Source organism: Microbacterium sp. NPDC058062, from assembly GCF_042885375.1.
GTDB classification, from domain to species: Bacteria; Actinomycetota; Actinomycetes; order Actinomycetales; family Microbacteriaceae; genus Microbacterium; species Microbacterium trichothecenolyticum_C.
In genome coordinates, this window is record NZ_JBHVSC010000002.1 from 881,894 (window position 1) to 906,997 (window position 25,104).

The 25,104-nt window shown below is 70.7% G+C and carries 17 protein-coding genes; 11 read left to right on the forward strand and 6 right to left on the reverse strand.

From position 1 onward, the window contains the following. Positions 1-16: 16 nt before the first annotated feature. Positions 17-2,875: an FAD-binding and (Fe-S)-binding domain-containing protein gene (locus tag ACFVSU_RS08730; RefSeq protein ID WP_387140953.1), complete on the forward strand. Its 2,859-nt coding sequence runs from the start codon at positions 17-19 to the stop codon at positions 2,873-2,875. Between the two features lie 2 nt (positions 2,876-2,877). Here ACFVSU_RS08730 and ACFVSU_RS08735 read toward each other — a convergent pair whose 3' ends face one another. The 3 genes from ACFVSU_RS08735 to ACFVSU_RS08745 all read right to left on the reverse strand — a co-directional run bounded on the left by ACFVSU_RS08735 (position 2,878) and on the right by ACFVSU_RS08745 (position 9,533). After that, the gene (locus ACFVSU_RS08735; protein ID WP_387140956.1) at positions 2,878-3,885 is read right to left on the reverse strand and encodes a LacI family DNA-binding transcriptional regulator; all 1,008 of its coding nucleotides are present in this window, start codon (positions 3,883-3,885) and stop codon (positions 2,878-2,880) included. Between the two features lie 81 nt (positions 3,886-3,966). After that, positions 3,967-6,792 (reverse strand): family 78 glycoside hydrolase catalytic domain, encoded by a 2,826-nt coding sequence (locus tag ACFVSU_RS08740; RefSeq protein ID WP_387140959.1) that lies wholly within the window; start codon positions 6,790-6,792, stop codon positions 3,967-3,969. A gap of 53 nt (positions 6,793-6,845) precedes the next feature. Beyond that, positions 6,846-9,533 carry a family 78 glycoside hydrolase catalytic domain gene (locus ACFVSU_RS08745; RefSeq protein WP_387140962.1) on the reverse strand — a complete coding sequence of 896 codons (2,688 nt, stop codon included), beginning with the start codon at positions 9,531-9,533 and terminating at the stop codon, positions 6,846-6,848. 265 nt (positions 9,534-9,798) lie between these two features. Here ACFVSU_RS08745 and ACFVSU_RS08750 point away from each other — a divergent pair, with 265 nt between their 5' ends. The 3 genes from ACFVSU_RS08750 to ACFVSU_RS08760 all read left to right on the forward strand — a co-directional run bounded on the left by ACFVSU_RS08750 (position 9,799) and on the right by ACFVSU_RS08760 (position 13,048). Next, positions 9,799-11,121, forward strand: a complete 1,323-nt coding sequence (locus ACFVSU_RS08750) for an ABC transporter substrate-binding protein (protein WP_387140965.1) — start codon at positions 9,799-9,801, stop codon at positions 11,119-11,121. Between the two features lie 80 nt (positions 11,122-11,201). Continuing rightward, positions 11,202-12,134: a carbohydrate ABC transporter permease gene (locus tag ACFVSU_RS08755; protein ID WP_376013564.1), complete on the forward strand. Its 933-nt coding sequence runs from the start codon at positions 11,202-11,204 to the stop codon at positions 12,132-12,134. Continuing rightward, the gene (locus tag ACFVSU_RS08760) at positions 12,131-13,048 is read left to right on the forward strand and encodes a carbohydrate ABC transporter permease (protein ID WP_387140970.1); all 918 of its coding nucleotides are present in this window, start codon (positions 12,131-12,133) and stop codon (positions 13,046-13,048) included. Before ACFVSU_RS08755 ends, ACFVSU_RS08760 begins: the two co-directional genes overlap by 4 nt. A 12-nt stretch (positions 13,049-13,060) precedes the next feature. Here ACFVSU_RS08760 and ACFVSU_RS08765 read toward each other — a convergent pair whose 3' ends face one another. Beyond that, a complete protein-coding gene (locus ACFVSU_RS08765) occupies positions 13,061-13,843 on the reverse strand; it encodes a nucleotidyltransferase domain-containing protein (protein ID WP_387140973.1) in 783 nt (260 codons plus the stop codon). Between the two features lie 182 nt (positions 13,844-14,025). Between ACFVSU_RS08765 and ACFVSU_RS08770 the strand changes: the two genes are divergently transcribed. The 6 genes from ACFVSU_RS08770 to ACFVSU_RS08795 are packed head-to-tail and all read left to right on the forward strand — an operon-like array spanning position 14,026 to position 21,077. Then, the gene (locus tag ACFVSU_RS08770; protein WP_387140976.1) at positions 14,026-14,421 is read left to right on the forward strand and encodes an L-rhamnose mutarotase; all 396 of its coding nucleotides are present in this window, start codon (positions 14,026-14,028) and stop codon (positions 14,419-14,421) included. After that, complete coding sequence (gene rhaI, locus ACFVSU_RS08775; protein ID WP_376013552.1) at positions 14,418-15,584, forward strand: L-rhamnose isomerase; 1,167 nt, start codon at positions 14,418-14,420, stop codon at positions 15,582-15,584. Before ACFVSU_RS08770 ends, rhaI begins: the two co-directional genes overlap by 4 nt. 29 nt (positions 15,585-15,613) lie before the next feature. Further along, a complete protein-coding gene (locus ACFVSU_RS08780; RefSeq protein ID WP_387140981.1) occupies positions 15,614-16,555 on the forward strand; it encodes an alpha/beta hydrolase fold domain-containing protein in 942 nt (313 codons plus the stop codon). Between the two features lie 30 nt (positions 16,556-16,585). Next, positions 16,586-18,622, forward strand: coding sequence for a bifunctional aldolase/short-chain dehydrogenase (locus ACFVSU_RS08785; RefSeq protein ID WP_387140984.1), 2,037 nt, complete (start codon positions 16,586-16,588; stop codon positions 18,620-18,622). Then, complete coding sequence (locus tag ACFVSU_RS08790; RefSeq protein ID WP_387140988.1) at positions 18,619-20,091, forward strand: rhamnulokinase family protein; 1,473 nt, start codon at positions 18,619-18,621, stop codon at positions 20,089-20,091. The genes ACFVSU_RS08785 and ACFVSU_RS08790 overlap by 4 nt, the downstream gene beginning before the upstream one ends. Beyond that, positions 20,088-21,077, forward strand: a complete 990-nt coding sequence (locus ACFVSU_RS08795; RefSeq protein WP_387140991.1) for a serine hydrolase domain-containing protein — start codon at positions 20,088-20,090, stop codon at positions 21,075-21,077. Before ACFVSU_RS08790 ends, ACFVSU_RS08795 begins: the two co-directional genes overlap by 4 nt. A gap of 6 nt (positions 21,078-21,083) precedes the next feature. On the opposite strand, the gene ACFVSU_RS08800 is transcribed toward ACFVSU_RS08795, so the two are convergent. Together ACFVSU_RS08800 and ACFVSU_RS08805 are read right to left on the reverse strand one after the other, a co-directional pair. Continuing rightward, a complete protein-coding gene (locus ACFVSU_RS08800) occupies positions 21,084-22,100 on the reverse strand; it encodes a LacI family DNA-binding transcriptional regulator (RefSeq protein ID WP_387140994.1) in 1,017 nt (338 codons plus the stop codon). A gap of 135 nt (positions 22,101-22,235) precedes the next feature. Then, on the reverse strand, positions 22,236-24,755 hold the full coding sequence (locus ACFVSU_RS08805; protein WP_387140997.1) for a beta-glucosidase: 2,520 nt from the start codon (positions 24,753-24,755) through the stop codon (positions 22,236-22,238). Positions 24,756-24,932: 177 nt separating this feature from the next. Between ACFVSU_RS08805 and ACFVSU_RS08810 the strand changes: the two genes are divergently transcribed. Beyond that, on the forward strand, positions 24,933-25,079 hold the full coding sequence (locus ACFVSU_RS08810; protein WP_387141000.1) for a hypothetical protein: 147 nt from the start codon (positions 24,933-24,935) through the stop codon (positions 25,077-25,079). Positions 25,080-25,104: the final 25 nt, after the last annotated feature.

Sequence of the window (25,104 nt, forward strand, 5' to 3'; positions counted from 1 at the left end):
TCAGCGAGGAGTCCCCATGGCAAGAAGCGCCGCCCCCGCGACCCTGCCGTCAGCCGCCGTTCCGGACGGTGTCGCGCACGCCGTCGGCGAGGCATCCCGCCTCAAGACCCGCGCCATCGACCGCATCGCATATGCGAGCGATGCCTCGCACTTCCTGCTCACCCCCGAGGCCGTGCTCGTCGCCGCCGACGCGGCCGAGGTCGGCCGCGTGATGCGCGCAGCCGGCCGCAGCGGCTCGCAGCTCACGTTCCGCTCGGGCGGCACGAGCCTCTCAGGCCAGGCGTCCACCGACGGCCTGCTCATCGACGTAAGGCAGCGGTTCCGCCGCATCGACGTGCTCGACGGCGGGCGCCGGGTGCGCGCGCAGCCCGGCGCGACGGTGCGGCAAGTCAATGCGCGGCTCGCCCGCCACGGCTTCCGGCTCGGGCCCGATCCCGCCAGCGAGCTGGCGTGCACTATCGGCGGGGTCGTCAACAACAACTCCAGTGGCATGGCCTGCGGCATCACCGAGAACACGTACCAGACGCTCGAGTCGCTCGTGTTCGTGCTGCCGTCGGGCACGGTCGTCGACTCGGGCGCGCCCGACGCCGACACGGCGCTCCGGGCCGCCGAGCCCGATCTCGTCGACGGCCTGATGCGGCTCCGCGAGCGAGTGGTGTCGAACCCGCGGTCGGTCGAGATCATCCGCCGGCAGTTCGCGATGAAGAACACGATGGGGTACGCCGTCAACGCGTTCCTCGACTTCGACACCCCGGCAGAGCTGCTCGCGCACCTGGTGGTCGGCAGCGAGGGGACGCTCGCGTTCGTCGCGGAGGCGACCTACCGCACCGTGCCGATCCTGCCGCGCATGGCGACGGCGCTGACGGTCTTCCCCGATCTCGCGGCCGCGACGCGCGCCCTCCCCGAGCTCGTCGCGACGGGGGCGGCGACCCTCGAGCTCATGGATGCGACGTCGCTCCGGGTCGGGCAGTCGCTCGCCGGAGCTCCGCGCGAGATCACGGGGCTCACGGTGCGCGACCAGGCGGCGCTCCTCGTCGAGTTCCACGCGCACGACGACGACGAGCTCACGGACCTCATCGCGCGGGGCGCGCAGACGCTCGCGGTGCAGCCGCTCGAGGCCGCAGCATCCTTCTCGTCCGATCCGGTGGCCCGCGCCGCCGCGTGGAAGCTGCGCAAGGGCCTCTACGCCTCGGTCGCGGGAGCGCGCCCCAGCGGAACCACGGCGCTGCTCGAGGACGTCGTCGTGCCTGTCGACCGCCTCGCGCCGACGTGCGCGACGCTGCAGGCGCTGTTCGAGCGCTACGCCTACGACGACAGCGTGATCTTCGGGCACGCGAAGGACGGCAACATCCACTTCATGCTGACCGACCGCTTCGAGTCGGCCGATCAGCTCGCCCGCTACCGAGCGTTCACCGAGGACATGGTCGAGCTCGTGCTCGACGCCGGCGGCAACCTCAAGGCCGAGCACGGCACCGGTCGCGTCATGGCGCCGTACGTGCGGCGGCAGTACGGCGACGAGCTCTACGACGTCATGCGCGAGCTCAAGCGCCTGTGCGACCCGGCCGTCATCCTCAACCCGGGCGTCATCATCGACGACGACCCCGAGGCGCACCTCAAGAACATCAAGCTGGCCGACCCGATCGAGCCGGAGGCCGACCGCTGCGTCGAGTGCGGCTACTGCGAGCCGGTGTGCCCGAGCAAGGACCTCACCCTCACGCCGCGCCAGCGGATCGTGACGCGACGTGCGATCGCCCGGGCCGAGGCATCCGGCGATCACGCGCTCGTGCGCGAACTGGAACGCGACTACGACTACGCCGGCATCGACACGTGCGCCGTCGACGGCATGTGCCAGACCGCGTGCCCCGTCCTGATCAACACGGGCACCCTCGTGAAGCGCCTGCGCCGCCAAGACGCCGGCTCGGTGTCGAACGCGGCATGGAAGGGCGCCGCGCAGGCGTGGGGAGGCGCGACCTGGGTCGCGAGCCTCGGCCTCACGGTGGCAGATCGACTCCCGGCGAAGGCCGTCACCGTCGCCACCGACCTCGGCCGCGCCGTGCTCGGCGCCGACACCGTGCCGCGCTACTCGGGCGATCTCCCCCGGGGCGGACGCGCGCGCTCGAGCCTGGGTTCGACCGTCGGCAGGGGCGAGGAAGCGCCCGTCGCGGTCTTCCTCCCCGCCTGCGTCAACGCCATGTTCGGCCCCGCGGGCGAGGGGGTCGGGGTGACCGAGGCGTTCCGCCGGCTCACCGAGCGCGCGGGCGTGCGCCTCGCGGTGCCGGACGGCGTCGACGCGCTGTGCTGCAGCACCCCCTGGACCTCGAAGGGCCACGCGGGCGGGCGCAAGGTGATGGCCCGCCGCGCGGCCGCGTCGATCGCGGAGGCGTCCCGCGGCGGAGAGCTCACGATCGTGACGGATGCCTCGAGCTGCACCGAGGGCTTCATCCACCTGCTCGCCGATGCCGGCGTCGACGCCCGCGTCGAAGACGCCGTCGCCTTCGCCGAGCGCGTGCTGCTCCCCCGCCTGGGCGAGGTGACGCCGCTCGTCGGCTCGCTGGCGCTCCACCCCACGTGCTCGTCGACCCAGCTCGGCCTGGACCCCGCCCTGCGGCGCGTGGCCGAGACCGTCGCCACCGAGGTGGTCGTGCCGGACGCGTGGTCGTGCTGCGGCTTCGCCGGAGACCGCGGGATGCTGCAACCCGAGCTCACCGCGTCCGCCACCGCCGCCGAGGCCGCCGAGGTCCAGGCACTGGGCGCCGACGCGCACGCGTCCTGCAACCGCACCTGCGAGTTGGGCATGACGCGCGCGACCGGAGCCGACTACCGCCACGTGCTCGAGCTGCTCGAGGAGGCGACCCGGCCGGCCTCGACCGTGTGAGGTCAGCCCGCCGTGGACTCCCGCACGACGAGCTCGGGCTGGAAGCGCACGGTGCGCGCGTGGTCGCCGTCGGGCTCTTCGAGATCCTTGAGGAGCAGGTCGACGGCGGTGTACCCGATGAGGTGGGCCGGCTGGCGGATCGAGCTCAGCGGCACGACGGTCGCCGACGCGAAGTCGATGTCGTCGTAGCCGATCAGCGCGATGTCGCGCGGCACCTGCACGTCGGCCATCAGCGTGAACGCCTGCAGCGCGCCGACGGCGAGCAGGTCGTTCGCCGCGAACACGGCGTCCGGCCGGTCGGCCGCGGCACGCCCACGGAGGAGCTCTCCAGCCTCGCGCCCCTGCAGCACCGACAGCGCCGACATCTCGACGACCTCGAGGGTCGCCCCGTCCACCTCGGCGACGGCGCGACGCGCGCCCTCGAGCCGGTCCGCCACCTGGCGGATCGTGCGCGGACCGCCGATGAAGGCGACGCGCCGGCGACCGGTCGACAGGAGGTGCGAGACCGCGAGGTAGCCGCCCTCGACGTCGTCGACCGAGACGGATCCGAACGCCCGCTCGGAGTCCTCGTGGTCGACGAGCACGACCGGCACCCCGCCGGCGTGCAGCCGGGCGAGCCCGGCGAGATCGCCGTCCACCGGCGTGACCAGCACGCCGTTCACCCGCTGCTCGCGGAAGAGATCGAGGTAGGCGTCCTCGCGGTCGGAGCGCTCGTCGCTGTTGCCGAGCAGCACGCTCATCCCGGCCTCGGCGGCGCGGTCCTCCGCCCCCCGGGCGACCTCGGCGAAGAACGGGTTGCCGGCGTCGAGCACGATCAGCGCGATGCTGCGGCTGCGCCCGGCTCTGAGCTGCCGTGCGGCGTCGTTGCGCACGAAGCCCAGCTCCTCGATCGCCTGCGTCACACGCTCGACGGTCGCGGGCGACACCTTCTCGGGTCGATTGAGCACGTTCGAGACCGTGCCGACGGAAACGGATGCCGCAGCCGCGACATCGCGCACGCTCACCACCATGACACCCCCAGGAGTTCCTTCCGCTGTCCGTGAGTGTAGGGCACAGCTGGGGAAGCGGTCGCCCGCTCCCCCAGCCGCCCGTCAGGCATCCGCGGTCGCCCCTTCGCGCTCCGCCGACAGCGCGGCGAGCGCCGCAGCGATCTCCTGCTGCGTCTCGGGCCCGGCGTGCATGAACAGCGCCTCGCCGAGCTCGCGGGCGTCCGACCACTTCGTGTGGGTGCGGAAGCCGTGTGCGGCCTCGGGGCTGGACGCCTCGAGCACCTGGCCGATGGCCTCGTACGCCTCGAGGTCGTCGATGACGGCGGCGAGGGTCGAGTCCAGGCCGATGCGCGAGGCGGCGGCCGCCGGCGCGGTGTCGGCGACCTCCCACTCGTGGGCTCCCGAGCCGACCTCGAGCTCGCGCCCGTCGGGCAGCACGACGACGGCGGTCGTGTTCGGCGGCACCGTCGCCTCGACGCGGATGACGCCGTCCTGGCGCGCCCACCCCGCACGCGCGGTGCCGTACGGCGTGCGGTGCTCGGCCCACGCGTGGTCGAACTCGGCCAGCGGGCGCGGCTGGATGCGGAAGCGCTCGTATCCCGGCGCGTCGGGTGCGAGACCCGCGACCACGCGATGCAGCCAGTCGCCGACGGCGCCGAGCGCGTAGTGGTTGAACGACGTCATCTCGCCCGGGTTGATCGACCCGTCGGGGAGCATCGAGTCCCACCGCTCCCAGATGGTGGTCGCCCCCATGGTGACGGGGTACAGCCACGACGGGTTCTCCGTCTGCACCAGGAGGCGGCGCGCGGTCTCGAGGTTGCCGGTGCGTGTGAGGGCGTCCTGGATGATCGGCGTGCCGACGAAGCCGGTGCTGATGCGGTAGCCCGACAGGCGCGTGAGCTCGGCGAGCCGCGCGCCCAGCACCTCCTGCTGGTCGGCGGGGACGATGTCGAAGACGATCGCCATCGCGTACGCGGTCTGCGCGTCCGACATCATGCGCCCGGCGGGCGTCACGTACTCCGCGAGGAACGCGGCGCGCACCTCCTCCGCGATCTGGGCGTACTCCCGAGCCTCGTCGTCCTTGCCGAGGAGCGCGGCGGCGCGAGCCACGGCGTCCGCAGACCGGAAGAGGTACGCCGACGCCACGATGTCGGCATCCGTCTTCGCGTTGGCGGGCAGGTGCGGCGGCGCGTCGGGGTCGAGCCAGTCGCCGAACTGGAACATCCCCTCCCACAGCCGGCGCGGGCCGGCCAGCCGGATGAGCACGTCCGCCCAGCCCTTCATGCTCGGGTACTGGCGCTCGACGGTGGCGACGTCGGCGTAGCGCTCGTGGAGCACCCAGGGCACGATCGTGGCGGCATCGCCCCACGCCGCGGCGGGGCGGGCGACACCGAGCGCGTTCGGCACGACGAACGGCACCACGCCATCGACCTGCTCGAGCGCGAGGTCGCGCAGCCACGAGTCGAGGAATCCGCGCACGTCGTAGAGGAACGACGCCGTCGGCGCGAACACCTGGATGTCGCCCGTCCAGCCGAGACGCTCGTCGCGCTGCGGGCAGTCGGTCGGGAGGTACAGGAAGTTGCCGCGCAGGCCCCACACGATGTTCTCGTGCAGTTGGTTGACGAGCGGATGGGATGCCTCGAACCAGCCGGTGCGCTCCATGTCGCTGTGGATGACGACCGCGGTGACGGCGGACGGGTCGAACTCGCCCGGCCACCCGTCGATCTGGGCGTAGCGGAAGCCGTGGAACGTGAACTCGGGCTCCCACTCCTCGGCGCCCTGGCCCGACAGTGTGTAGTGGTCGGTCGCGGCGGCCGCGCGCAGCGGCCGCGTGCCGAGCTCGCCGTCCTCGAGCACTTCGGCGTGCCGCAGCGTGATCACCGTGCCCGCGGGACCCGACACGCGGATCCGGAGGCGCCCGACCAGGTTCTGGCCGAAGTCGAGGACCGTCTTGCCGCCCGGGGTGGTGATGACCTCGCGCACCGCGAGGTCATCGATGCGTCGCACGAACGGCGACACGCGAGCCTCGGGCGCGCGCAGCGCGTCGAGCTCGGCGACCGGCACCCAGTCGTCTGCGGCGAACCCCGCCTCGGCGAAGCCCCGGCCGTCACAGTCGACGAGGGCGAGCCGGGCGTCGTGGTCCTCGCCCGCGTACAGCCCGCTCGCCGTGAGGGGTCCGGAGGACGCCTGCCACGAGGCATCCGTGACGATCCATTCGCTCGACCCGTCCACGTACTCGAGGAGCAGCTGGCCCGCGAAGCGCGGCTGGTCGGCGTAGAGAGGACGCGCGTTCTCGCGGAATCCGAAGCTCTCCGTCGCCCACGCGCCGGCCAGGCGCACGCCGATGGCGTTGCGGCCCTCCGCGACGAGACGGGTCACATCGGTGGTCTCGTGGACGGTGCGGTGCGCATACGGCGTCCAGCCGGGCTTCATGACCTGGTCGTCGACGTCGACGCCGTCGATCGCCACCTGATACACGCCGAGCGCCGTCGCGTAGAGCGTGGCGCGTGCCACCGGACCGGTCACGTCGAACTCCGTCCGCAGGTACGCCGGCTGCGCGTTCGCTGCGGGCGCGACGAGGCCGATCGTCACGGCCTGCCACTCCCCCTCGGCGAGGAACCCGGCGACGACGCGCTGCGGCTCGCTCCAGTCGCCGTCGACGCCGTCGACGCCGGTGACCCGCACGCGCAGCGAGGCCTCCTCGCGCGCGGAGAGCGGGGCGAACGGCCATGCGAGCCGCGTCGAGACCCGGCCGTCGACGCGGTGCGACGACACCTCGCCGGCCCGGGTGACCTCGACCTCCGCCCCGGCCTGCAGCCAGCCGGGGATGTCGGTCTCGGTGCGCCAACCGATCTCGGGGGTGGGTGAGGCGACGACGTCGCTGCGGTAAGGCGCGTCGATGACGATGTGGGGAACGGGGCCGCTCATGGCACTCCTCGGGTGTGTGGTCTGGGTGGGGAAAGGGCTGACGGATGCCGCGATCAGGCCGGGACGACGGCGCCGGGCGTCGCGACGGCGGGCGCGGTGACCGTGATGCGATGCGTGCCGTGGCCGAGCTCGGAGGGGGCCGGAGCGCCGTCGACGGCCGTCTCCGAGCCCGCGGTGACCGGAAGGTCGAGCACGGCACGCGAGCCGAAGGGCACCTCGAGGGTGGCTTCGAAGACGTCGCCGTCGACGCGCCAGTCGATCGCGAGACGCCCCTGCGGGGTCTGGATCGACGCCGAGGCGTGCTCGAGTCCCACGGCCGGGCGCGGAGCCACGTGCACCGTGCGGTAGCCGGGGTCTTCGGCGTCCGGCGCGAGACCCGCCACCGTGCGGTACACCCAGTCGATCATCGCGCCGTACGCGTAGTGGTTGAACGACAGCATGCCGGTGTCCTCTTCCGAGGCATCCTCGGTGGGGAGCGCGTCCATGGCGCCGGAGTGGATGCTGCCGTCGGGGAGGATGGCGTCCCAGCGCTCCCACACCGTCGTCGCGCCGCGGTCCACCTGGTAGAGCCACGACGGGGCGTCACGGCGCAGCAGCATGAGGTACGCCTCGTCGAGGTGGCCGGAGTTCGACAGTGCGAACAGCACGAGGGGCGTGCCGAGGAAGCCGGTCGCGATGCGGCCGTTCTCGCGGCGCACGTTCTCGGCGAGCGCGTCCGCGATCTCGGAGCGGCGCTCGGCCGGCGCCAGGGCGAATTCGAGGGCGATCGCCGCACCGCTCTGCGTGCGGATCGCCTCCTCGCCCCAGCGTTCGAAGGTCGCGGCTCCGACGCGGCCCGCGAGGGCCTCGTAGTCGCCGGCGCTCTCGGCGTCGCCGAGGATGCGCTCGGCGCGGGCGAGCAGGCGTGCCGACCACGAGTAGAAGGCGTTCGAGACGAAGTCGCTCGAGACCTTGGCCTCCCAGGGCCGCTCACCGGGGGCGTCGGGGTCGAGCCAATCGCCGAACTGGAAGTCGCCGCCCGGCAGCACGACGCCGTCGCCGGCGCGGCGGCGCAGGTGCTCCACCCAGCGCCGCATGCTGCTGCGCTGACGCGCGAGCACCTCCGTCGAGCCGTATGACTCGTAGACCGCGAGCGGCACGATGGTGGCGGCATCCGCCCATCCGGCGCGGCCCATGTTCTCGGTGGGCACGCCGCCCATGAGCATGTCCTGCGGGCGGATGATGTCGGGCACGACGGCGGGCACGCCGCCCTCGTCGGTCTGGTCGATCTCGAGATCGCGCAGCCACGACATCCAGAACGACGCGGTGTCCATGAGCGTGTTCGCCGTCGCCGCGAACGCCTGCGCGTCGCCGGTCCAGCCGAGTCGCTCATCGCGCTGCGGGCAGTCGGTGGGCACCGACACGAAGTTGTCGCGCTGCGACCAGAAGACGTTCGAGTGGAATCGGTCGAGCGCCTCGTGCGACGACGAGAAAGTGCTCCGCGGCGCGAGATCGCTCGAGATCGCGACCGCCGTCGCCGAGACGACCTCGGCGCCCTCGACGTCGGCGTAGCGGAACCCGTGGAACGTGAACGCGGGCTCCAGCGTGTGCTCGCCGTCGCGGTCGAGCGTGTAGACGTCGGTGGCCTTCGCCGACCGCAGTGCCTTTACGTGCAGGTCGCCCGAGGGCTCGAGCACCTCGGCGTGGCGGACCGTGACGACATCGCCCGCGCGGCCGCGCACCACCAGGCGCACCCAGCCCGACAGGTTCTGCCCGCCGTCCAGGCGCGTGCGGCCGGCGTGCGACGTGGGCGCCATCGGCAGCTCCGCCACCACGCGCACCGGCGGCGCCGAGCGGGGCTCGAATCGCGCGGAGTCGACATCGACGACGGATGCTGCGACCCAGCCGTCGCCCGCGAACCCGGGCTCGTGCACGGCGGGGTCGTCGAGGCGCAGGTCGGTCACGGTGCCGTCGTAGATGCTGGCGCTGCGGAGCGGTCCGAAGCCGGTCTGCCACGAGGCATCCGTCTTCGCGACGATCTCGCCGTCGGCCTCCAGCTGGGCGAGTGCCCCGGTGCGATCGCCGTAGATCGCCTGGCGCCGCGCGAACCCGAAGCTGCCCCGGTACCAGCCGTCGGCGACGGCGAGGACGATGACGTTCGCGCCGGCCCGCAGGAGGGACGTGACGTCGAGCGTGTCGACGACGATGCGCTCCTGGTACGACGTCCATCCCGGAGTGAGGAGGGCGTCGGTCGCGCGGACGCCGTTGATCCACGCATCGACGAGACCGAGCGCGCTCAGGCGCAGCCGGGCGGCCGTCGGCACCTCGTCGACGACGAACTCGGTCCGGAGCAGCGGCACGGGTCCGTCGGCGGGGGTGTCGGCGCCGATGACGGATGCCTCGAGCTCCGGTCCGTCGACGCCGGCTTCGACGACCAGCGGCTCGCTCCACGCGCTCCAGCCGCGCGGCGTGGCGACGCGCACGGAGAAGGCGCGGCGCTCGCGGGCGGCGAGCTCTCCCGGGACCGCGATGCCGACCGTCCGGGAGTCGGCGACCGGCTCCGCAGGCGTGGGCTCGGCTCCCTCAGCGCCTTCTGCCACCTGATAGCCGACGAGACGGGCATCGGGATCGTCGCTCTCGGCACGCCAGTTGAGGCGGAGCCCGGTGCGCGGCACGCCGAGCAATCCGGCGCCGTGCTGGGTGCGCAGTCCGACGACCCGCACGCCGGGATCGACTGCGGAGGGAGGGGGAAGAGCCGTCATGGCTGAGTCCTTTCGGCGGTCGGCCGCGTCGCCGACCCGCTCGACCATCGTGAAACGATTCACGCTCGTTGTCAATCGAAGTGTAGACCGTTACACGATCGTGACGGATCAGTTCGGATCCCACTGTTGACCCCGTGCCGGAACGGACGTACCTTACGAGGGTTGAATGGTTTCAATGCCACCCGGGCAGCGAGTCGATCAACGCAGCACCAGGGAATCCGGCAGCGTGGGCGGACCATCCGCTCGGCTTTACAAGGAGGTAAAGATGAAGAGCTCTTCCACCCGGAGAGTGCTCCTCGCAACCGCGGGAGTGGTGGCACTCGCCGTGCCGCTGGCCGCGTGCAGCGGTGGTGGCGGTTCCAACGACGGCAAGGTCGAGATCAGCTATCTCACCCAGAGCGACGACGCCAACACCAACCAGGCCAAGGCGCTCATCGCGGCCTTCGAGAAGGCCAACCCCGACATCACCGTCAAGCTCGAGACGCAGCCCGGCGGCACCGAGGGTGACAACCTCATGAAGACCAAGCTGTCGACGGACTCGATGAACGACGTCTTCCACTACAACTCGGGCTCGCTCATGCAGGCGCTGAACCCCGACCAGACGCTGGTGAACCTCAGCGACGAGGACTGGGTCAAGGACCTCACCGACGACTTCAAGGCCGTCGTGTCGACCGACAACGGACTCTACGGCGCGCCCTGGGGCACGTCGTTCGCCGGCGCGGTGCTCTACAACAAGAAGGTCTACGAGAAGCTCGGCCTCGAGGTCCCCACGACGTGGGACGAGTTCATCGCGAACAGCGAGAAGATCAAGTCCGACGGCGGCGGCGTCGCCCCGATCCTGCAGTCCTTCGGCGACACCTGGACCAGCCAGCTGTTCGTCCTCGGCGACTTCGCGAACGTCTCGAAGGTCAACCCCGACTGGGCCGAGGAGTACACCGCCAACGACCCGAAGGCCAAGTACGTCGAGGAGCCGGCACTGGCGGGCTTCACCCACGGCGCCGAGGTCTTCGAGAAGGGCCTGCTCAACGAGGACTTTGCGTCGATGACCAACGCCCAGGCGATGAACGCTCTGGCGGAAGGCACGGGCGCGCAGTACCCGATGCTGTCGGCGACCATCTCGCAGGTCCAGCAGGACAACCCCGACCTGGTGAACGACATCGGCGTGTTCGCCCTGCCGGCAGCGGACGCCGCGGACACCGCGATCACGATGTGGCAGCCGAACGCCATCTACATCGCCAAGTCCACCGAGGGCGACAAGCTCGACGCCGCCAAGAAGTTCGTGGCATTCGCCAACTCGAAGGACGGCTGCCAGGTCCAGAACGAGGGCGGCTCCATCGCCGGCCCGTACGTCACGAGCGCCTGCACGCTGCCCAGCGATGTGCCCGACCTCGTGAACGACATCCAGGCGTACTTCGACTCCGACGCCACCGGGTCTGCTCTCGAGTTCCTCTCCCCCATCAAGGGACCGAACCTCGAGAACATCACCGTCGCGGTCGGCTCCGGAATCACGGGCGCCGAGGACGGCGCGGCGCAGTACGACGACGATGTGAAGAAGCAGGCCCAGCAGCTGGGTCTCCCGGGCTGGTGATCAGGCACCGGGTTCACTGAGAACAAGTAAGACCGGGGCCGGCGGCCACGCCGCCGGCCCCGTTTCACGAAGGAGTGAAAATGACGACCGCAGTCGCGCCGACCGGAGCGGCCCCACCCGCCACCAAGGGCACCTCCGGGCAGAAGAAGCGCAAGGGCATCCGAAGCCCGTACCCCAGCTGGTTCTACATCCCCGCCGCCGTGCTGTTCCTCGTGTTCTTCGCGGTGCCGACGTTCGCGTCGTTCTACTTCTCGCTCACCCGCTGGACCCTTTTCAACGTCGAGTTCATCGGCTTCGACAACTTCGTCCAGTTCTTCCAGGAGCCCCAGCTCGTCCAGGGCTTCATCAACACCTTCATCTACGGCTTCGTCACCTCGGCGTCGAAGGTCGTGCTGGGGCTGGCGCTCGCGCTGCTCCTGACCGGGCCCATCCTCGGCCGCGGTTACCTGCGCGCCGTCGTGTTCTTCCCGGTCCTCGTCTCCACGATCGGCGTCGGCCTCACCTTCAAGGCGCTGCTCGACCCGTTCCACGGCGTCGTGAACAACGTCCTCGGGTTCTTCAACCTCCCCGAGCCCGGCTGGTACACCGACCCGAGCCTCGCCCTGCTGACCGTCGCGGGCGTCGACATCTGGAAGGGCGTCGGGATCGCGACCCTCATCTTCATGGCCGGCATCGTCGCGATTCCCCACGAGTACTTCGAGGCGGCGCGCATGGACGGCGCGGGCGCCTGGTCGATCTTCCGGAACATCACGCTGCCGCTCGTGCGCCCCGCGACCGCGACCGTGATCATCCTCTCCCTCATCGGCGGCCTCCGGGAGTTCGCGATGATCTGGGCGATGACCAAGGGCGGTCCCGGCTTCTCCAGCGACGTGATCGCCTCCGTCATCTACAAGCAGTACCAGGCGGGCTTCTTCGGCCTGTCCACCGCGGGCAACGTCATCCTCTTCATCGTCGTCACGGCGGTGATGGTGCCGGTCTCGTGGTTCCTCAACAGAAGGGAGGCGGAGCTGTGACCGTCACCGAGACCCTCACCACCGCCGACGCCCGCAAGCTCCGCGGCGGCCGCGCCCCACGGGAGGACCGGCGCCCGATGACGGCGCGTCGATGGATGCGCAAGTACCTGGTCGGCATCATCGCGATCATCGTCTCCGTCGTGGTCTTCCTCGTACCCTTCGTGTTCGTGTTCCTGCAGTCCGCGAAGGACTCGAAGGAAGCGGGCCTCGTCCAGTTCAGCCTCCCCACCGAATGGCAGTTCTGGCCGAACCTCGTCGAGGTGATCGAGAAGAACGACTACCAGGTGCTGTGGGCCTTCCTCTGGTCGACCGTCATCACCGTCTTCAGCTGCGCCATCATGGTCGTCCTCGCCGCGATGGTGGGATACGTCCTTCAGCGCAAGCGCACGAAGCTCAACCCGTTCATCAACTTCGCCGTTCTCGCGGCGCTCATCGTGCCCCCCGCGGTCGTTCCCACGATCTGGGTGCTGCAGGGCGTCGGACTGTTCAAGACGATCCCCGGCATGATCCTGATCGAGGCGACGTACGGGCTCGCATTCTGCGTGCTGCTGTTCCGCGCCTTCGTCGCCACGATCCCCCGCGAACTCGACGAGGCCGCGATCATCGACGGCGCGGGCCCGATGCGACTGTTCTTCACGGTCGTGCTGCCGCTGCTCAAGCCCGTGATCGTCACGGTCATCGTGGTGCAGGCGGTGTTCGTGTTCAGCGACTTCCAGAACCCGCTGTACTTCCTGCCCGGCAACGACTACCCCACGGTGCAGCTCGGCCTGTACAACTTCCAGAGCCAGACCGTGAGCCAGTTCAACCTTCTGTTCATGTACATCCTGCTGACGACCATCCCGCCGCTCATCATGTACATCTTCTTCAACCGACAGATCGTCGCGGGCATGACCAGCGGAGCGGTCAAGGGGTGATGGGCGGTGGCTTCACCAGAACTCCGCGGGGACACTCCCCCGGAGCCAGGCGAGTTCGTTGTCGCGGATGAACGTCGACAGCGCCTCGTCGGGGGTGAGGCCGTCCCCGACCCACTCGTCGAGGATCCGCATCAGCTCGTCCGCGACCTCGATGCCGGGCTCGTCGACGACCTGATTCCAGGCCTCGACGAAGCCTGCGGGCGTCGGAACTGCGTGGACCAGCTTCGAGACGTACTTGGGACCGGGAAGCATGACACGGTTCGCCGCGAGCGCCGCACGCGCGGCGGCCAGCGCCAGGTGGAGTCCGGCGTGGCGGCGGAGGAATCCGTCGCCACGCTCGACCGCCTGACGCAGGAAGTAGCCGCCGTACAGGTGGGTCTGCGCGACGAACGAGCGCACGCGGTCGTCCCACACCTCGTCCGGAAGCTCGACGATGCGGGCGATCGTCTCGTCGAGTCCCGGGACCACGCTCCAGGCCACCCGCGCGCCGAGGAACGACGCCCGCGTCGGGTCGTCGGCCTTCTCGACGGCCGTGGTGAGATACGACGGACTCACGAGCTTGATGTCGATGTACGAGCCGGGGTAGTCCAGGTCGCGTCGTTCGACCCAGGCGAAGCGCCCCTGCGCGGTCTCGGCCCCGAAGCGCTCCTCGTCGACGACGAGATACACGTCGACGTCGGAGTCCTCGCGCTCCCTGCCCTGGGCGACCGATCCCACGAGCACCACTCCCAGAGCCCCGGGCTGCTCCCGTACGGACTCGACATAGGCGGCCAGCGCCCGCTCCTGATGCTCCATCCGTGCTCCCTCGCGTCGAATCGGCTCTCACGCTATCGACACATCGTCGCCCACGGCGTACGATTCGAGGGAAAGCGCTCTCCCACTTGCGGAAAGCGAACTCGCCGTTTATCGTTGAAACGATTCATCGCACCGGGGGTGTCGCAGCCGACATCGCCGCCCACCCGAGAGGCGTCCCACCCATGACCAGCGCGACCGCGACGAAGCGCGTCTGCTTCCAGCTGACGGTGCGACCCGAACTGCTGGACGAGTACGTCGCCCGCCACACGCCGGTGTGGCCCGAGATGCTCGCCGAGATCGCCGCCTCGGGTCGCCGCAACTATTCGCTCTTCCTGGGCGAAGGCGGACGCCTGATCGGCTACTACGAGACCGACGATGACGAGGCCGCACAGACCTACCTCGCCGGTTCCGAGGTCGCCGCGCGCTGGGAGGCCGAGATGGGCCGGTTCTTCGTCGGCCTCGAGGGCCGGCCCGACCAGGCGGCCACACCGCTCACCGAGATCTTCAATCTGCACGACCAACTCGCCGCAGCCCGGGGCACGGCGACCGACACCACCGAAGAAGGCACCGCATCATGACGACGCTGTCACCCGACATCCAGTCCGCTCTCGAGGGCCAGGGCATCGAGCTGCCCAGCTGGGCGTTCGGCAACTCCGGCACGCGCTTCCGCGTGTTCACGACGCCCGGCACGCCGCGCGACCCGTACGAGAAGATCGCGGATGCCGCGCAGGTCAACGCCTACACGAAGCTCGCGCCGAGCGTGGCCCTGCACATCCCGTGGGACAAGGTCGACGACTACTCCGACCTGCGCCGCCACGCGGAAGACCTGGGCGTCGAGCTCGGCACCATCAACTCGAACACCTTCCAGGACGAGGACTACAAGTTCGGGGCGCTCACGCACCACGACGACCGCATCCGCAACAAGGCGATCGACCACCACCTCGAGTGCATCGACATCATGGATGCCACCGGCTCGCGCGACCTCAAGATCTGGCTCGCCGAGGGCTCGAACTACCCGGGGCAGGCCGACATCCGCGCCCGTCAGGACCGCCTGCAGGACTCGCTGCAGAAGATCTACGACCGGCTCGGCGAGGAGCAGCGTCTCGTGCTCGAGTACAAGTTCTTCGAGCCGGCGTTCTACCACACCGACGTTCCGGACTGGGGCACCTCCTACGCCCAGGTCGCCTCGCTCGGCGACAAGGCGATGGTCTGCCTCGACACCGGCCACCACGCTCCGGGCACCAACATCGAGTTCATCGTCATGCAGCTGCTGCGCCTCGGGAAGCTCGGCTCGTTCGACTTCAATTCGCGCTTCTACGCCGACGACGACCTCATCGTGGGCGCAGCCGACCCGTTCCAGCTGTTCCGCATCATCTTCGAGGTCGTGCGCGGCGGCGGCCTGAACAACCCCGACGTGGCGTTCATGCTCGACCAGTGCCACAACGTGGAGGACAAGATCCCCGGGCAGATCCGCTCGGTGCTCAACGTCCAGGAGATGACCGCGCGCGCGCTCCTCGTCGACCGCGACGCGCTCGCCGCCGCGCAACAGGCGAACGACGTGCTCGCCGCGAACGCCGTCTTCATGGACGCGTTCTACACCGACGTGCGCCCGGCGCTGGCCGAGTGGCGCGAGTCGCGCGGACTCGCCGCCGACCCGATGGCCGCATACGCGGCATCCGGCTACCAGCAGAAGATCGCCGCGGACCGCGTCGGCGGCACGCAGGCCGGCTGGGGCGCGTAGCCCCCGCACAAGCCCACCGGGGGCGTGGGATGCCGATCCTCGCGCCCCCGGTGCACCACTTCGATCCCGGCACCGCTGCCGGCCCGAACCCGAAGGACCTCATGAGCGAGCCCTACTCCGCCGCCGACGGACTCGTGCGCGTCTATCCCGCGCGGGAGCCGAACGGCACCGGACTCGTGTGGGCGCACGGCGGCGCCTTCGCCTTCGGCGACCTCGACATGCCCGAGTCCGATTGGGTGGCGTCTCAGCTCGCCGCGCGGGGCACGACGGTCGTGTCGGTCGACTACCGCCTCGCCCCCGTTCCGGCCGGATGGACGGATGCTGCGGGCCGGTCCCCCGGCGGACACCACTACCCCGCGGCATCCGACGACATCCTCACGGCGTGGTCGTGGCTCGCCGAGAATGCCGGCCGCCTGCGGGTCGATCGCGACCGCATCGCCATCGGCGGCACGAGCGCCGGCGGCAACCTCGCCGCGGGTGCGACGCTGCGCCTCATCGAGCGGCGCGCGGCGCTTCCCGCGCTCGCGCTGCTCGCGTACCCGACTCTGCTCGCCGTGCAGCCGGCGCCCGACGCCGCGCTGCGCGCCGCGCTCGACGCACAGCCCGAGGCCGACCGCTTCGGCGCCGACCTGGTGCGCGCCATGTACGAGAACTACCTCGGCGGCTCCGTCGAGCGCGCCCCGCTCGGCGCGATCCCGGGACTCGCCCGCCCCGTCGACCTCGTGCAGTTCCCGCCGACCCTCATCGTCAACGGCGACGTCGACGAGCTCCGCGTCTCGGGCGAGGCGTTCGCCGCGTCTCTGCGCGCCGCCGGCCGTCCGGTCGACGTCGTGACCGAGCCCGGCACCGAGCACGGCCATCTGAACCGTCCGCACGAGGCCGCAGCATCCGTCACGATCGAGCGCTTCGCGACCCGCCTCGCCGCCCTCCCCGCCAGCCGCCCCCAGCCCGTCACCGCTTCGCTCGCCTGAGCGCCCCAGCCACATCAGAAGGAACGCATCATGACCAACCCGGCCGTCTCCGACCTCCTCTCCCGGTCGAACCGCCTCGGCGCCGACCCGAAGAACACGAACTACGCCGGCGGCAACACGTCGGCGAAGGGCACCGAGACCGACCCGGTCACCGGTGAGCCCGTCGAGCTGCTGTGGGTCAAGGGCTCGGGCGGCGACCTCGGCACGCTCAAGGAGTCCGGTCTCGCGGTGCTGCGCCTGGACCGCTTCCGCTCGCTCGTGAACGTCTACCCGGGTGTGGACCGCGAGGACGAGATGGTCGCCGCGTTCGACTACTGCCTGCACGGCAAGGGCGGCGCCGCCCCCTCGATCGACACCGCCATGCACGGTCTCGTCGACGCGAACCACGTGGACCACCTGCACCCCGACTCGGGCATCGCGATCGCGACCGCCGCCGACGGCGAGGAGCTGACCGCGAAGATCTTCGGCGACAAGGTCGTGTGGGTGCCGTGGCGCCGCCCCGGCTTCCAGCTCGGTCTCGACATCTCCGAGATCAAGAAGGCGAACCCGCAGGCCATCGGCACGATCCTCGGCGGCCACGGCATCACCGCGTGGGGCGACACGTCCGAGGAGGCCGAGCAGAACTCGCTCTGGATCATCGAGACCGCCCAGGCGTACATCGGCGCCAACGGCAAGGCCGAGCCCTTCGGCGGCGGGCGTGCCGGCTTCGAGGCCCTCCCCGAGACCGAGCGCCGCGCCAAGGCCGCCGCCCTCGCCGCGACCATCCGCGGGATCGCGTCGACCGACAAGCCGATGGTCGGCCACTTCACCGACGCCGAGGTCGTCACCGACTTCCTCGCCTCGGAGCGCGCGCCCGAGCTCGCCGCGCTCGGCACCAGCTGCCCCGACCACTTCCTGCGCACCAAGGTCAAGCCGCTCATCCTCGATCTGCCCGCCGACGCCTCGGTCGAGGACTCGATCGCGCGCCTGCAGGAGCTGCACCAGGAGTACCGCGCCGACTACCAGGCCTACTACGACGCGCACGCGACCGCCGAGTCGCCCGCGATCCGCGGCGCCGACCCGCTCATCGTCCTCGTCCCCGGCGTCGGCATGTTCTCGTACGGCGCGAACAAGCAGACGGCCCGCGTCGCCGGCGAGTTCTACGTCAACGCGATCAACGTGATGCGCGGCGCCGAGGCGCTGTCGACCTACTCGCCGATCTCCGACGCCGAGAAGTTCCGCATCGAGTACTGGGCCCTCGAAGAGGCGAAGCTCCAGCGCATGCCCAAGCCCAAGACCCACCAGGGCCGCATCGCGCTCGTCACGGGCGCGGCATCCGGCATCGGCAAGGCCATCGCCGTCCGCCTCGCCGCCGAGGGCGCGTGCGTGATCGTCGCCGACCTCGACCTCGAGAAGGCGCAGGCCGCCGCGGCCGAGCTCGGCAACACGGACGTCGCCATCGGCGTGGCCGCGAACGTCGCCGACGCCGACGCCATCCAGGCGGCGTTCGACGCCGCGGTGCTCGCGTTCGGCGGGGTCGACCTCGTCGTCAACAACGCCGGCCTGTCGCTGTCGAAGCCGCTGCTGGAGACCACCGAGAAGGACTGGGACCTGCAGCACGACGTCATGGCCAAGGGCTCCTTCCTCGTGTCGAAGGCCGCCGCGAAGATCCTCATCGACCAGAAGCTCGGCGGCGACGTCATCTACATCTCGTCGAAGAACTCCGTCTTCGCCGGACCGAACAACATCGCGTACTCGGCCACCAAGGCCGACCAGGCCCACCAGGTGCGCCTGCTCGCGGTCGAGCTCGGCGAGCACGGCGTGCGCGTCAACGGCATCAACCCCGACGGCGTCGTGCGCGGCTCGGGCATCTTCGCCGCCGGCTGGGGCGCCAACCGCGCCGCGACGTACGGCGTCAAGGAAGAGGACCTCGGCCAGTTCTACGCCAACCGCACCATCCTCAAGCGCGAGGTCGTGCCCGAGAACGTCGCCGACGCGGTGTACGTCCTCACCGGCCCCGAGCTCAGCCGCACCACGGGCCTCCACATCCCCGTCGACTCCGGCGTCGCCGCCGCGTTCCTGCGATGACGGACGCTTCGACAGGCTCAGCGACCGGGGCTGCGGCAGACGCCGCCCCCGTCCGCGGCGGCGTCGTCGCCGCCGTCGATCTCGGCGCGACCAGCGGACGTGTGATGCTCGGCTACGTCGACGACGGGATGCTGCGCCTCGAGCAGGTGTCGAGATTCCCGAACGGTCCCGTGCCCGGGGCCGACAACTCCCTGCACTGGGACTTCTCGGCGCTGTACCGCCACATCGTCGACGGCCTCGCCGAGGCGCTGCGTCGTGAGCCCGGCATCGCGAGCATCGGCATCGACTCGTGGGCCGTCGACTACGGCCTGGTCAACGGCGAGGAGCTGCTCGGCGAGCCGTTCCACTATCGCGATGAGCGCACCGCGCGCGGCGTCGAGATGGTGCACGCACGGGTGCCGTTCGACGAGCTCTACCGCCGCAACGGGCTGCAGTTCCTTCCGTTCAACACGCTCTACCAGTACGTCGTCGAGACGGCGCTGCAGGACGCGAGCTCTGCGCTGCTCGTGCCCGATCTCGTCGCGTTCCTGCTGACCGGCGCGCGCGTCGCCGAGCGCACCAACGCGTCGACGACGGGGCTGGTCGACGTGAACACCGGCAGCTGGGACCTCGAACTCGCCGCGAAGCTGGGGATTCCGGCATCCGTGCTTCCCGAGCTCGTCGATCCCGGCGCCCCCCTCGGCACCCTCCACGGCGAAGCGCGCGAGCGCGTGGGCGCGGCCCTCGAGGTGATCGCGGTCGGCTCGCACGACACCGCGTCGGCCGTCGTCGCGGTGCCGCTCAGCACCCCCGATGCGGCGTACATCTCGTGCGGCACGTGGGGCCTGGTCGGCGTCGAGCTCGACGAGCCCGTCGTCAGCGACGCGGCCCGCGAGGCGAACTTCACGAACGAGGGCGGCGTCGACGGACGCGTGCGCTTCCTTCACAACGTCACCGGCCTCTGGCTGCTGAGCGAGGCCGTGCGCACGTGGGAGGCCGAGGACGGCGCGGCGATCGACCTTCCCGGATTGCTGGATGCCGCGGCATCCGTGTCCGGCGACATCGCGCTGTTCGACGCCAACGACCCGCGGCTGTCGGCCCCTGGCGACATGCCCGCGCGCATCGCGGCGGTGCTCGGCGAGAGCGGTGCGTCGGTGCCGACGACCCGCGCGGCGTTCGCTCGCACGATCGTCGAGAGCATCGCGCAGGCGTTCGCGGGCGCGCTCGCGACAGCCGCTCGACTCTCGGGCAGGAACATCGACGTGATCCACATCGTCGGCGGCGGCGCCCTCAACCGGCTGCTGTGCCAGGCGACCGCCGACCGCTCGGGCCTTCCCGTACTCGCCGGCCCGGTCGAGGCGACCGCGCTCGGCAACGTGCTCGTGCAGGCGCGCGCCCACGGCTGGTTCGGCCCCGACGCGTCTCTCGAGGACCTGCGGCGCGTGGTGGCGGCATCCGTGTCTCCCGAGCGGTACGAGCCCCGCTCGTGACCGGCTACGGGGCGGCGTTCGACTGGGCGCGACGGCATGTGGAGGCGGGACGCCTGCCCAGCGCGGTGCTGGGCGTCGCGACCGCCGACGGCGTCGTCGCGCTCGACGCGTTCGGCGCGACCGACGGGCGGACGGCACAGGTCGAGGATCCGTACTGGCTGTTCTCGATCACCAAGGTGCTCACCGGCCTCACCGCCGCACGCGCGATCGAGCGCGGCCTGCTCACCACCGAGACGCCGCTCAGCGCAGCGCTACCCGCGTTCGGAGCCGGCCGCGACGACGTCGTGCGCCTTCGCCACCTCGCGAGCCACACCTCCGGCATCCGCGAACCCACGCTCGACCCCGCCGAGGGGCTGCGCGCCGCACTGCTCGCGCCGGGCCGCGACTTCGCCGCCGGCATCGCCTCGCGCTACTCGACGGTGGCGTTCGACGGCATCGCCGAACTCGTGCGCCACACCACCGGACGGACATGGGATGCCGACGTCACGGAGTGGGCTGCCGCGCTCGGCGCGAGCGGTTTCACGCTGGACCCGGCCGTCGAGCCGCACACGGTGGTCGACGCAGAGCGTCTGGGCCTGGACATGCGCGGATTCGCGAGCCACCGCAACCCCGGCGCGGGCATGATCGGCACGGCGGGCGATCTCCTCGCGCTCGGCTCGGCACTGCTGCGCATCGGGCAGGGCGAGGCCGGCGGCGTCGTGCAGCCGGCGACCCTCGCGATGATGCTCCGCCCGCTCACCGGAGACATCCCGCGCCTCGACCCGTACCCCGCCGAGCGCGGGCAGGACTGGGGCTTCACGTGGAACCTGCGCACGCGCGCCCCGGGCCTCATCGACCGCGATGTGTACGGTCACGGCGGGTGGGCGGGCACCGAGTTCTGGGTGCACCCGAGCGCGGGCGTCGCCTTCGTGCTGCTCACCAACCAGGCCGAGCGGCCGGGCGTCGATCTCGACGAGCTCGACAACGCGGTGGTCGCGGCGCGCTGATCCCCCTCAGCTCGAAGGAGCGCGCGTGGAGGTGCGCACCTTCAGCTCGATCTCGAAGATCTCGTGCATCGCCTCGGTGCGCCCGGCGATGCGCTCCAGCAGCATCTCGACGGCACGCGCGCCCATCGCTTCACCAGGTTGGTGCACGGTCGTGAGCCCGAGCGCGGGGTGAGAGGCCATGGGAACGTCGTCGTACCCGACCACGGCGAGCGGCACCCCGGCCTCCTTCGCGGCGCGCATCGCACCGAAGGCGAGTTCGTCGTGGGCCGCGAACACGGCGGTGGCCGTCGTCCCGTCCGCGAGCATGCGACGAACGACGTCCGAGGACGGACCCTCGCCCTCGTCGGTGCGCCAGACCGCGGCGTGCGCGCCGAGCCCCGCGTCCGCCATGGCCGCCTCGTACTCGCGCAGGCGCACGCCGTGCGGGAACGGCTCGAAGGCGCCGGATTCGTGCAGGGTGAGATGCGCGATCCGGCGGTGGCCGAGGTCGAGCAGGTGCTGCATCGCCGCTCGGGCCCCCGCGGCGTCGTCGCCCGCGACCACGTCATACCGGTCGGAGGTGTCGTGGCGCCCGAACATGACGACGGGGACGGAGCCGGAGATCCGCTCCAGTCCCGCTTCGTCGACGCGCGGCGACACCGCGATGACGCCGTCCACCTGACGGTCCACCAGCGCCTCGAGCGCCCGCAGGCCCTCGCGCGACCCGGCTTCGGCCGGGGCGATGATGAGCTGGTACGGCGTTCCTTCGAGGGCGCTCGTGGCGCCGCGTGCGATCCGCGCGAAGAAGTGGTTGGCCAGGTCCGGAAGCTCGATGCCGAGCGTGTACGTGCGTCCGCGCATCGCCCGTGCCGCGATCCGCGGACGGTAGTTCAGCTCGGTCATCGCGGCCGTCACCCGCTCGCGCATCCCGTCGCTCACGCCGTAGGCATTGCGCAGCACCTTCGACACGGCGGCACGAGAGACGCCGGCCGTCCGCGCGACGTCCTCGATCGTCGCGTGGCGCGGGGAGGGGGCATCCGTCATTCTTCTCCTCGTCGGTGCAGACCTGCAGGGCAAACGTACCCCGGCGCGCCCGGGAAAGCGTCGTCCGCCCCGTGGCGGCACCACGGGGCGGACAGATGGTCCGGGGGCGACCCAGGGAGTGCCGCCCCCGGGGTCTCAGCGCAGGTCCTTGCGGTTCACCTGGACGACCTCGCTGACGTTCCAGCTGTGGTCGGTGACGCGGAACGAGACGGTGCTCTTCGCGTCGACCTGCAGCGGACCCGTGTACGGGGCCCATGCCGAGGCATCCTGCTTGTTCTTCTGGGTCGAGTACTCGATCAGCGCGACGCCGCTCAGCTCGTCGGCCGCGGCGACCACGACCTTCTGGCTGCCGTTGACCGTGATCGAGGTGATCTTCGGCGCGACGCGGTCGACGAACACGTCCTGCGTGAGCGGCAGGTCGCGTGACGACGCTCCGACGGCGAAGGTGTACTCGCCGTCCAGCACGGTCCAGGTGTCGGCGTCGACATCCCAGATGGAGAAGGGCTGGTTGCTCGCGGTCGAGTCGACGACGACCTCGACCCGGGTGCTCGCACCCGCCGCGAGCTCGACGCGGTCGAAGCCGACGAGTCGCTTGCCGGGCTCCTCCGCCGCGTCGGGCAGCGTCAGGTAGACCTGCGGGATCTCCGCGCCGGCGCGGGCGCCGGAGTTGGTCACCGTGAACGACACCTTCGACAGCACGTCACCGGTCGCCGGATCGTCCACGTGGTCGACCGCCAGGTCGCTGTACGCGAACGACGTGTACGACAGGCCGTGCCCGAACTCGAACAGCGGATCGATGCCCTGCGCGTCGTACCACTTGTAGCCGACCTGGAGACCCTCGGTGTAGTTCACCTGGCGCGCTTCCGTCGACCCGGCGGGCCGGGTGGTCGATCCGTTGGAGAAGATGCCGGGGTAACGTGCCGGGTCGCTTCCGGTCGGCGTGTCGGCCACCGACTTCGGGAAGGTCATCGGCAGCTTGCCCGACGGGTTGACATCACCCCAGAGAAGAGCGGCCAGAGCGGGGCCCATCTGCTCACCGGCGAACCAGTTGCTGAACACCGCGTCGACGTCGTCGATCCATGGCATCTCGACCGCGGTTCCGCTGTTGAGAACCACCACGGTGTCGTCGTTCGCCGCAGCGACGGCCTGCACGAGCGCGTCACCGTTCGAGTCGAGGCGGAGGTCTGCCGTGTCGGCGAACTCACCCGTGCGGATGTAGCCGAACACGATGGCGACGTCGGCTTGGGCAGCGGTCGCGGCGACCGAGGCGAGGTCGGCGCCGTTGTTGTAGACGACGCTTCCGCCCGCGGCCTGCACCCGCTCGGTGATCGCGGTGAGCGGGTCGACGACGTTCGCGCAGTTGAGCACGCCACCTGCGCCGAAGCCGCCGGCCGAGCACGCCTGCGCGGAGCTGATGCCGCCCGTCGGCGTCTTCGAGGCCGTCGGACCGACGACCGCGACCGTGAGCGGTCCGTCGTCGAGGGGCAGGATGCCGTCGTCGTTCTTCAGCAGCACGGCGCTCTCCTCGGCGAGTTCGCGCGCCAGGGCGCGGGACTCGTCCGTCGCGGTGACGGGCGTCGAGGTCGCGGGGAGCGGGTGGTCGAACAGCCCCTCCTTGATGTAGGTGCGCACGACCCGGAAGGCGGCCTCGTCGATGCGCTGCTGCGTGATCTCCCCCGCCGCCAGAGCAGCGTCCAGCCGAACCGGCGTGAACCAGATCGGGCGGTTGAGCTCCTGGTCGAGGCCGGCCATGAGCGACGGACCCGTCGAGTGGACCGAACCGAAGTCGCTCATGACGTAGCCGTCGAAGCCCATCTTGTCGCGCAGGCTCGTCGTGAGGGTGTCGTTCTCGCACGACCAGATGCCGTTGATCTGGTTGTACGAGCACATCAGGCTGTCGGGGTCGCTCTCCTTGATCGCGATCTCGTACGGCAGGTCGTACACCTGCCGGAACGTGCGCTCGTCGATGTTCGAGGAGCTGTTGTTGCGGTCGAGCTCCTGCTCGTTCGCGACGTAGTGCTTCAGGTTGGCGATGACCGGCTTGTCGGGGCTGCTGCCGTCCTCGATGCCGCGGACGTTCGCGGCGCCCATGAGGCCGGAGAGCAGCGCGTCCTCTCCGAAGTACTCCGCGTTGCGGCCGGAGAGCGGGGTGCGGCCGCTGGCGACACCCGGGCCGAGGATGACGTTGCTGCGGTTGTCGAACGCCTCGTCCGCGTGGATCGCGCCCTTCTGCTCTCCCAGCTCGAGGTTCCAGGAGGCCGCGACGGCGATGGGGCCCGGCCATGCGGTGGTGCCCGCCTTGCCGTGCGCACCCTCGGCGCCGTTCGAGTAGATGACAGTGGGCGTGCAGTCCACCTGCACGGGGTAGACGACGCCGCCCGACCACGTCGTCTGCTGCGGGCTGTTCGCGGGCTGCTCCACGAGCCAGCGGTACTTCTGGTGCTGCGTGCTGGCGGCCAGCAGCGCCTCAGCCCGCTGGTCGGCCGACTTCGAGGTGTCCATCCAGGGGACGGTGGCGCAGTCCGCGGCCGCAGCGGGTGCCGCGAACGCGACAGTTCCGCCCGCGGCGATCAGTGCGGCGCCCAGCAGGAGCGCCGTCGTACGTCGGCGCGCACGCGGATTTCGCGTGAGGTTGGTGGTTTGAGGCGACATCATCGTGCTTTTCCTCTCCCTTGAGGTCGATCCGTAGATCGCTCTACGTTTTGTAGACCGCTCTACGGTGACACGTTTCATCATCGAACGTCAAGGAAACTTTCAGCAGATTCCGAAGTTGCCTGGTGACCTCCGTCAACCCCCGGTCGGCAGCATCCGTCCCGCGCTAGCGTGACCGCCATGGACGAACGGCGAAGCGACGACCAGGCCCCTGAAGGCGACAGCCCGCTGGGCGGCGACAAGACCACCGAGGAACAGCTCGAGGCCGACAATCCCGTCGAGGAGGAGACGCTCGAGACGCTGGATCCCGACAACCCTCCCGCCTGAGGGCGAGAACATCTGGATCGAGGTC

What these genes read in the sequence shown, in the direction of transcription:
- ACFVSU_RS08785 (WP_387140984.1), top strand. Translation starts at nt 16,586, where the DNA reads ATGACCAACCCGGCCGTCTCCGACCTCCTCTCCCGGTCGAACCGCCTC.
- ACFVSU_RS08805 (WP_387140997.1), bottom strand. Translation starts at nt 24,755, where the DNA reads ATGATGTCGCCTCAAACCACCAACCTCACGCGAAATCCGCGTGCGCGC.
- ACFVSU_RS08750 (WP_387140965.1), top strand. Translation starts at nt 9,799, where the DNA reads ATGAAGAGCTCTTCCACCCGGAGAGTGCTCCTCGCAACCGCGGGAGTG.
- ACFVSU_RS08735 (WP_387140956.1), bottom strand. Translation starts at nt 3,885, where the DNA reads ATGGTGGTGAGCGTGCGCGATGTCGCGGCTGCGGCATCCGTTTCCGTC.
- ACFVSU_RS08790 (WP_387140988.1), top strand. Translation starts at nt 18,619, where the DNA reads ATGACGGACGCTTCGACAGGCTCAGCGACCGGGGCTGCGGCAGACGCC.
- ACFVSU_RS08730 (WP_387140953.1), top strand. Translation starts at nt 17, where the DNA reads ATGGCAAGAAGCGCCGCCCCCGCGACCCTGCCGTCAGCCGCCGTTCCG.
- ACFVSU_RS08755 (WP_376013564.1), top strand. Translation starts at nt 11,202, where the DNA reads ATGACGACCGCAGTCGCGCCGACCGGAGCGGCCCCACCCGCCACCAAG.
- ACFVSU_RS08780 (WP_387140981.1), top strand. Translation starts at nt 15,614, where the DNA reads ATGCCGATCCTCGCGCCCCCGGTGCACCACTTCGATCCCGGCACCGCT.
- ACFVSU_RS08740 (WP_387140959.1), bottom strand. Translation starts at nt 6,792, where the DNA reads ATGAGCGGCCCCGTTCCCCACATCGTCATCGACGCGCCTTACCGCAGC.
- ACFVSU_RS08765 (WP_387140973.1), bottom strand. Translation starts at nt 13,843, where the DNA reads ATGGAGCATCAGGAGCGGGCGCTGGCCGCCTATGTCGAGTCCGTACGG.
- rhaI (WP_376013552.1), top strand. Translation starts at nt 14,418, where the DNA reads ATGACGACGCTGTCACCCGACATCCAGTCCGCTCTCGAGGGCCAGGGC.
- ACFVSU_RS08770 (WP_387140976.1), top strand. Translation starts at nt 14,026, where the DNA reads ATGACCAGCGCGACCGCGACGAAGCGCGTCTGCTTCCAGCTGACGGTG.
- ACFVSU_RS08810 (WP_387141000.1), top strand. Translation starts at nt 24,933, where the DNA reads ATGGACGAACGGCGAAGCGACGACCAGGCCCCTGAAGGCGACAGCCCG.
- ACFVSU_RS08745 (WP_387140962.1), bottom strand. Translation starts at nt 9,533, where the DNA reads ATGACGGCTCTTCCCCCTCCCTCCGCAGTCGATCCCGGCGTGCGGGTC.
- ACFVSU_RS08800 (WP_387140994.1), bottom strand. Translation starts at nt 22,100, where the DNA reads ATGACGGATGCCCCCTCCCCGCGCCACGCGACGATCGAGGACGTCGCG.